The organism is Bacillus sp. (in: firmicutes), from assembly GCA_017656295.1.
GTDB lineage: Bacteria > Bacillota > Bacilli > Bacillales > JACDOC01 > JACDOC01.
This window is the reverse complement of record JACDOC010000005.1, coordinates 141,183-148,848: the sequence shown is the minus strand read 5'-3', so window position 1 is coordinate 148,848 and position 7,666 is coordinate 141,183. Positions and strand designations below refer to the sequence as shown.

Sequence of the window (7,666 nt, the reverse complement as noted above, 5' to 3'; positions counted from 1 at the left end):
AAGAGAGTACCCTAAAATAGTGAATCCGCTTTCATTGTTAGGGAGAAAAAAACTGCCCACAAATACTTGACTCAATCGTGCAAGGAGTTTCACTTGACAAGAAAATACCACAGTTTTAAAATTAGTATGTATATTTGACATTTTTTTCGAATATGAAACATGCCTTTGCGCTGTATATTGACCATGAACAATGTACCAGCCGACATGTGTAAAACATGACAGAAGTTCATAGCAAGAAGGAGGTGAATGCGATGGGTGGAACGGACAACATCATCTCCATTTTGCTTGGCCTAATCGTCGGTGTAGTTGTTGGTTATTTCATTCGAAAAATCCTTGCTGAACAAAAGATTGCTGGGGCGAAAAGTGCAGCGGAACAAATATTAGATGATGCTAAGCGCGAGGCGGAAGCATTAAAAAAGGAAGCCCTATTAGAAGCAAAGGATGAGATTCATAAACTTCGTACAGAAACGGAAATAGAACTTCGTGAACGAAGAAACGAATTGCAAAAACAAGAAAATCGTTTATTGCAAAAAGAAGAGAACCTCGATCGAAAAGATGAAACGCTAGATAAACGGGAAGCGGCATTAGAAAAGAAAGAGGAATCTCTGAACGAAAGACAACAACATATTGAAGAGATGGAAAGCAAAGTGGACGAGATGATACGTACACAGCAAGCTGAACTGGAGCGCATCTCGGGTCTCACTCGCGAAGAAGCAAAAGCTATTATTCTAGAGCGTGTCGAACAAGAATTAGCCCACGATATTGCCGTGATGATTAAAGAGCAAGAAACGCGGGCGAAAGAAGAAGCGGATAAAAAAGCGAAAGAAATTCTTTCCCTAGCGATTCAGCGTTGTGCGGCGGAACATGTGGCCGAAACAACCGTATCGGTTGTCAACTTACCAAACGATGAAATGAAAGGTCGCATTATCGGGCGTGAAGGTCGAAACATTCGCACGTTAGAGACGTTAACAGGTATTGATTTAATTATCGATGATACGCCAGAAGCGGTGATTTTATCTGGATTTGATCCAATTCGTCGCGAAACGGCTCGAATTGCCCTTGAAAAACTAGTTCAGGACGGACGTATTCATCCAGCGCGAATTGAAGAAATGGTGGAAAAGGCTCGGCGAGAAGTGGATGAACACATTCGTGAAATTGGTGAGCAAACATCTTTTGAAGTTGGAGTTCACGGGCTTCATCCAGATTTAATCAAGATATTAGGGCGTTTGAAGTTCCGTACAAGTTACGGACAAAACGTTCTTAAACATTCGATGGAAGTAGCTTATTTAGCCGGTCTTTTAGCAGCCGAATTAGGTGAGGATGAAACGCTTGCGAGACGTGCTGGTTTGCTTCATGATATCGGTAAAGCCGTCGACCATGAAGTTGAAGGTAGCCACGTAGAAATTGGGGTGGAATTAGCAACCAAATATAAAGAACACCCAGTCGTGATCAATAGTATTGCTTCCCACCATGGTGATACAGAACCAACGTCTATCATTGCTGTTCTTGTGGCCGCAGCCGATGCGTTGTCGGCAGCACGTCCAGGTGCACGTAGTGAGACGTTAGAGAATTACATTCGCCGTCTAGAAAAACTTGAAGAAATTTCTGAATCCTATGATGGCGTAGAAAAATCATATGCCATTCAAGCAGGTAGGGAAGTACGTATCATAGTAAAACCAGAGCAAATCGATGATCTTGAAGCACATCGTCTTGCTCGTGACATCCGTAAACGCATTGAAGAAGAACTTGATTATCCTGGTCATATTAAAGTTACAGTCATCCGTGAAACGAGAGCTGTTGAATACGCAAAATAAAACGGTGGATTTCCACCGTTTTATTTTATACATAGGCTCTACCCTAAAATAACTGTGGATAACTTTTACTGTTATTTCATTCATCGATGTGCCAATGGCAATAGGCATGAATGTCTGTTAAACGATACTGTTGATATTTATACATTACGCTTGTGGCGGACACTTTCCGCGGGCAAGCAGGAAGCCGCATCCTTCGCTACGCTCAAGTAAGGGTCTTGCGGCTTCTTGTTCCCGCTGGAGTCGCCTCCTTTCGCTTCATGTCTTGCTAAAAATCAACAATGACATATAACATAGCCTATACATAAATAGATGAGCATAGAGAAACTTGTTACAATTATGTTACAATAAAAAAGAAAAAAACTGTAGAAAGGGCATTTACATGAAAATTCTATTCGTCGGAGATGTGGTTGGATCTCCTGGCCGTGAGATGGTAAAAGAATATGTTCCACGATTAAAGGAAAAATATCGTCCTGATGTAACGGTCATCAATGGTGAAAATGCGGCAGGAGGACGTGGCATTACGGAAAAAATTTACCGACAATTATTAGACGTTGGAGCACACGTCATTACCCTTGGAAATCATGCTTGGGATAATAAAGAAATCTTTGAATTTATTGATGACGCTAAATATCTTGTACGTCCAGCAAATTTTCCTGAAGGAACACCAGGAGTAGGGATGCGATTTGTGAAAGTGAACGGAATAGAAGTAGCGGTCATCAATTTACAAGGGCGGACGTTTATGCCAGCTCTCAACGACCCATTTGTCGTAGCTGACAGGTTAGTTACCGTTGCTAAAGAACGAACACCAATTATTTTTGTTGATTTTCACGCGGAAGCAACGAGCGAAAAACAAGCGATGGGCTGGTACTTGGATGGAAAAGTGTCAGCGGTTATAGGAACGCATACGCATGTTCAAACGGCTGATAACCGTATTTTACCGAATGGAACCGCATATTTGACAGATGTGGGGATGACGGGTCCTTACGATGAGATATTAGGAATGGAACGTACAGCAGTTATACGGAAGTTTTTAACGAGCTTACCGGTTCGGTTTGAAGTACCGAAAGAAGGTCGCAGACAGCTTAGTGCTTGCCTCATTCATGTAGATGATAAAACGGGGAAGGCAACGCAAATCAACCGAATTTTAATTAACGACGACCATCCGTTTATTTCTGAATAAAAAAGGTTCCTCCAAAATTTTGTCCAAGCAGGCATATGTTCGGAGATGGGTGAATATAGTAGCAATGGAATCGTTTCTACCATATGTGTCACTCTTAATGGACATTCGGTATGGGGAAAATGACAAGGAGGAACAAAAATGGAAATATTAAAAGTTTCAGCAAAATCTAATCCGAATTCTGTAGCTGGTGCACTTGCCGGTGTTCTTCGTGAAAGGGGAGCTGCTGAGATTCAAGCGATTGGAGCTGGTGCCCTCAATCAAGCGGTTAAAGCGGTAGCCATTGCGAGAGGTTTTGTAGCTCCAAGTGGTGTAGATTTAATTTGTATTCCTGCTTTTACTGATATTCAAATTGAAGGGGAAGAACGTACCGCTATTAAATTGATCGTGGAACCGCGGTAGGTTACCCCTGACAGGTGCCTGTTTGCGGAATGCAAACAGGCATTTTTTAAGGTATTTTTTGTACTAGTTGATATATGTATTTCAAAAGGAATATAGCCATGTTGATGAATGGTTACAAAAACTTAGAAAGTAAAAAAATAGAGCAAATTGATTGAACTGGGAAGAGGGGAAAAGGATGACTACACAAACATACCCAATTTTTGACGCCCATTGTGATGTACTTTTTCAAATGTACAAAGATCCAACCTATCAATTTCACCAAGGAGAGCAGATGCATGTCACCTATCCTCAGCTTGTAGAAGCGGGGGCAAAAGTCCAATGTTTTGCTATATTCGTTCCCCATGATGTTCATCCACATGACCGATTTCAAATCGCGTTACAAATGGTGGATGATTTTTATGAAAAAGTGTTACGGCCGTGCCCAAACTTGAAACTTGTTCGATCAAAAGGTGATATCGAATCGTTACAGGATCATGAAATAGGAGCCATTTTAACGCTTGAAGGGTGCGAACCGATTGAAGAGGACCTCCTAAAATTAACCACACTCTTCCGGCTTGGGGTTCGTTCGGTTGGATTAACCTGGAACTGGGCCAATGCAGTGGCAGATGGAGCATTAGAACCCCGAGGGGCAGGACTAACGTCATTCGGCCGACAAGTGTTAGATGTTATGAATCAGTGGAACATATGGACAGATGTTTCTCATTTATGTGAACGAGCATTTTGGGATGTCATCGAAATCGCCAAGCATCCAGTGGCCACCCATTCCAATTGTGCAAGCATCACACCACATCCTCGGAATTTAAAAGACAGGCAAATTCGTGCTCTTATCGAAGCAGATGGTGTCATTGGTGTAACGTTTGTTCCTTATTTTTTACGAACAGATGGAAGAGCAACGATTGATGATGTGTTAAGACATGTAGAGTATATTTGTTCGCTTGGAGGAGAAAATCATCTCGGTTTTGGGTCGGACTTTGATGGCATCGATTCTCCGACTTTAGGCTTAGAATCGTATCGTTATTATGACCAATTGATAAACCAATTGCAAAAGTATTATTCTGAAAGTCAAGTGGTGAAATTTTTATATCAAAACTTTGTTGACCGATTTCCAGTCGAAGGTTTAGGTGTATAACTTTATTTTTATACGCGCAAATGTATTTTAATTAAATCTTAAAAGCCCGAATTTATGAAGGTTAAATATGAATTTGGAATAATTTTCTGTAAATTTATACACCTCTATTTTTTTATTTTCTAGAGATTTATAGAGAAAAATGATAAACTATGTCATAGAGTTTTTGTTTAGAAGAAAGGGTGTCGTACGATGCAACAACAGCTTTCATGGAAAGTTGGCGGGCAGCAAGGTGAAGGAATTGAAAGTACCGGCGAGATTTTTTCCCTTGCTTTAAATCGCTTAGGATATTACTTATATGGTTATCGTCACTTCTCGTCCCGTATTAAAGGGGGACATACGAATAATAAAATTCGTGTAAGTACAAAACCTGTTCGGGCGATTGCTGACGATTTAGATATATTAGTGGCCTTTGATCAAGAAACGATTGATGTGAACTATAAAGAATTGCACGATAAAGGGATCATTATAGCAGATGCCAAGTTTAACCCAGAAAAACCGGAGGACACAAACGTACGATTATTTTCCGTTCCATTTACCGAGATTGCAACTGAACTCGGCACATCGTTAATGAAAAACATGGTCGCAATCGGAGCTACATGTGCAGTATTAAATTTAAAAATTGATCATTTTAAAGATGTCGTTCAAGAAATTTTTGGACGAAAAGGCGATCAAGTGGTTCAAAAAAATATGGAAGCCATTAAAAAAGGTTTTGAAACGATGAAGGAGCTTATCGGTGACGATAAAACGTTCCAATTAGCGGAAGCTGATGGAAAAAAACGAATGTTTATGATCGGAAATGATGCAATTGCACTTGGAGCTTTAGCCGGCGGAGCTCGTTTAATGGCGGCTTATCCAATTACACCAGCATCAGAAATTATGGAATACTTAATTAAAAAGCTCCCTGATGTTGGTGGTACGGTCATTCAAACCGAGGACGAAATTGCCGCAGCGACAATGGCGATTGGTGCCAACTACGGTGGTATTCGTGCGTTTACTGCATCTGCAGGTCCTGGATTGTCATTAATGATGGAAGCCATCGGTTTATCTGGTATGACAGAAACGCCGTTAGTCATTGTTGATACACAACGAGGTGGTCCTTCGACGGGACTTCCAACAAAACAAGAACAATCCGATTTAATGGCGATGATTTACGGTACGCATGGGGAAATTCCGAAAATTGTCATTGCCCCAAGTACAGCCGAAGAGGCGTTTTATGATACCGTTGAGGCATTTAACTTAGCAGAAGAGTATCAGTGTCCAGTAATTGTTTTATCAGATTTGCAGCTTTCCTTAGGTAAACAAACGGTTGAACCGCTTGACTTCAGCAAAGTGGAAATTCGCCGTGGAAAACTTGTGCAAGATGAATCAGAGCTTCCAGAATTAGAAGCTAAACAATACTTTAAACGCTATGAACTGACGGAAGATGGAATTTCCCCACGGGTCCTACCTGGAATGAAAAACGGAATTCATCATGTAACAGGTGTGGAACATGATGAAACGGGTAAACCGTCAGAGGCATCGAAAAATCGACAAGAGCAAATGGAAAAACGAATGCGCAAATTAGCAAACGTAACAATACCAAACCCAATTGCGAAAAACGTAAAACACGAAGAACCTGATGTTTTATTTATCGGTTTTAACTCAACGCGCGGGGCAATTGAAGAAGCGATGGAACGTCTTGAACAAGAAGGTGTAAAAGTAAACCACGCTCATATTCGTCTCATCCATCCTTTCCCAACAGCAGAACTCGCGCCGCTCATGGAAAAAGCAAAACGAGTCGTGGTCGTAGAAAACAATGCGACTGGCCAATTAGCCAATATTATTAAAATGAATGTCGGCTATGCGCAAAAAATTCAATCCATCTTAAAATTCGATGGAACCCCATTCCTGCCGCATGAAATTCATCAACGTAGCAAGGAGTTGTTGTAGATGGCTACTTTTAAAGATTTTCGTAACAATGTGAAACCGAACTGGTGTCCAGGATGCGGCGACTTCTCTGTACAAGCGGCGATTCAACGTGCGGCAGCAAACGTTGGATTAGAGCCAGAACAACTCGCCGTTGTATCAGGGATTGGTTGTTCAGGCCGTATTTCCGGTTACATTCATTCATACGGCTTTCATGGTATTCACGGTCGGGCTTTACCGATTGCCCAAGGATTAAAAATGGCCAACAAAGAATTAACGGTCATTGCATCTGGTGGTGATGGTGACGGTTTTGCGATCGGTATGGGCCATACGATTCATGCGATTCGACGCAACATTGATATTACGTACATCGTCATGGACAACCAAATTTACGGATTAACGAAAGGGCAAACATCTCCGCGTTCGGCTGCCGGTTTTAAAACAAAATCAACACCGGCAGGATCTATTGAACCAGCTCTTGCCCCAATGGAAATGGCGTTAACAGCTGGTGCGACTTTCGTTGCCCAAAGCTTTTCTTCTGATTTAAAAGAATTAACGGCGCTTATTGAAGCAGGAATCAAGCATAAAGGATTTTCCATTATTAACGTGTTTAGTCCATGTGTGACTTACAACAAAGTCAATACGTATGAATGGTTTAAAGAAAACTTAACGAAATTAAGTGATATTGAAGGGTACGACCCATCCAATCGTGAAATGGCGATGCAAACACTCATGAAACACGATGGTTTAGTAACGGGCCTTATTTATCAAAACACGTCCCAACCGTCTTACCAAGAGCTTGTTAAAGGCTATGCTGAAGAGCCGTTAGCTAAAATGGACTTACAGCTTGACGAAAAGAAATTTGAAGAACTAGTGGCCGAATTTATGTAAGAAGAAGTGTCCCTTAAAAGGGGCACTTTTTTATTACAAGGACGTGGATTGGAATTTTTATTGTCTACTCTCTAACACTTATCAAAAATAGGCATTAAAGAGTGGACAACCGTTCAATCTAGAAGGAGAGCAGAGAATATATTACTTATATGGGACAAAACGCAAATCAAATGGGACAGATTGCTAAAAAAGAAGGAGAGAATGACATCGAAAAAGGGACTATCGTAGCAGGTGGTGGTTCTGAAGAAAGCGAACAGAGCGCTGAAGAAGAGGAACCTTCATAGATAAAAAGGAAAATAGGTTTATTATCAACCTTTACGAAAGCCTCCTCATCCTCAAAACAATGTG

The 7,666-nt window shown here is 41.1% G+C and carries 6 protein-coding genes; all 6 read left to right on the top strand.

Going from position 1 to position 7,666, the window contains the following annotated elements; translation table 11 throughout:
* Nucleotides 1–251: 251 nt before the first annotated feature.
* The 6 genes from rny to H0Z31_07045 all read left to right on the top strand — a co-directional run bounded on the left by rny (nucleotide 252) and on the right by H0Z31_07045 (nucleotide 7,318).
* Entirely contained in the window at nucleotides 252–1,814 is a 1,563-nt protein-coding gene (gene rny, locus H0Z31_07070) for a ribonuclease Y (protein MBO8177197.1), read from the top strand.
* Between the two features lie 379 nt (nucleotides 1,815–2,193).
* Entirely contained in the window at nucleotides 2,194–2,994 is an 801-nt protein-coding gene (locus H0Z31_07065) for a TIGR00282 family metallophosphoesterase (GenBank protein ID MBO8177196.1), read from the top strand.
* 138 nt (nucleotides 2,995–3,132) lie between these two features.
* Nucleotides 3,133–3,393, top strand: a complete 261-nt coding sequence (gene spoVS, locus H0Z31_07060) for a stage V sporulation protein SpoVS (protein MBO8177195.1) — start codon at nucleotides 3,133–3,135, stop codon at nucleotides 3,391–3,393.
* A gap of 175 nt (nucleotides 3,394–3,568) precedes the next feature.
* On the top strand, nucleotides 3,569–4,522 hold the full coding sequence (locus tag H0Z31_07055) for a dipeptidase (protein ID MBO8177194.1): 954 nt from the start codon (nucleotides 3,569–3,571) through the stop codon (nucleotides 4,520–4,522).
* Nucleotides 4,523–4,711: 189 nt separating this feature from the next.
* Nucleotides 4,712–6,451 carry a 2-oxoacid:acceptor oxidoreductase subunit alpha gene (locus H0Z31_07050; protein MBO8177193.1) on the top strand — a complete coding sequence of 580 codons (1,740 nt, stop codon included), beginning with the start codon at nucleotides 4,712–4,714 and terminating at the stop codon, nucleotides 6,449–6,451.
* Nucleotides 6,452–7,318 (top strand): 2-oxoacid:ferredoxin oxidoreductase subunit beta, encoded by an 867-nt coding sequence (locus H0Z31_07045; GenBank protein ID MBO8177192.1) that lies wholly within the window; start codon nucleotides 6,452–6,454, stop codon nucleotides 7,316–7,318. It begins immediately after the preceding gene.
* Nucleotides 7,319–7,666: the final 348 nt, after the last annotated feature.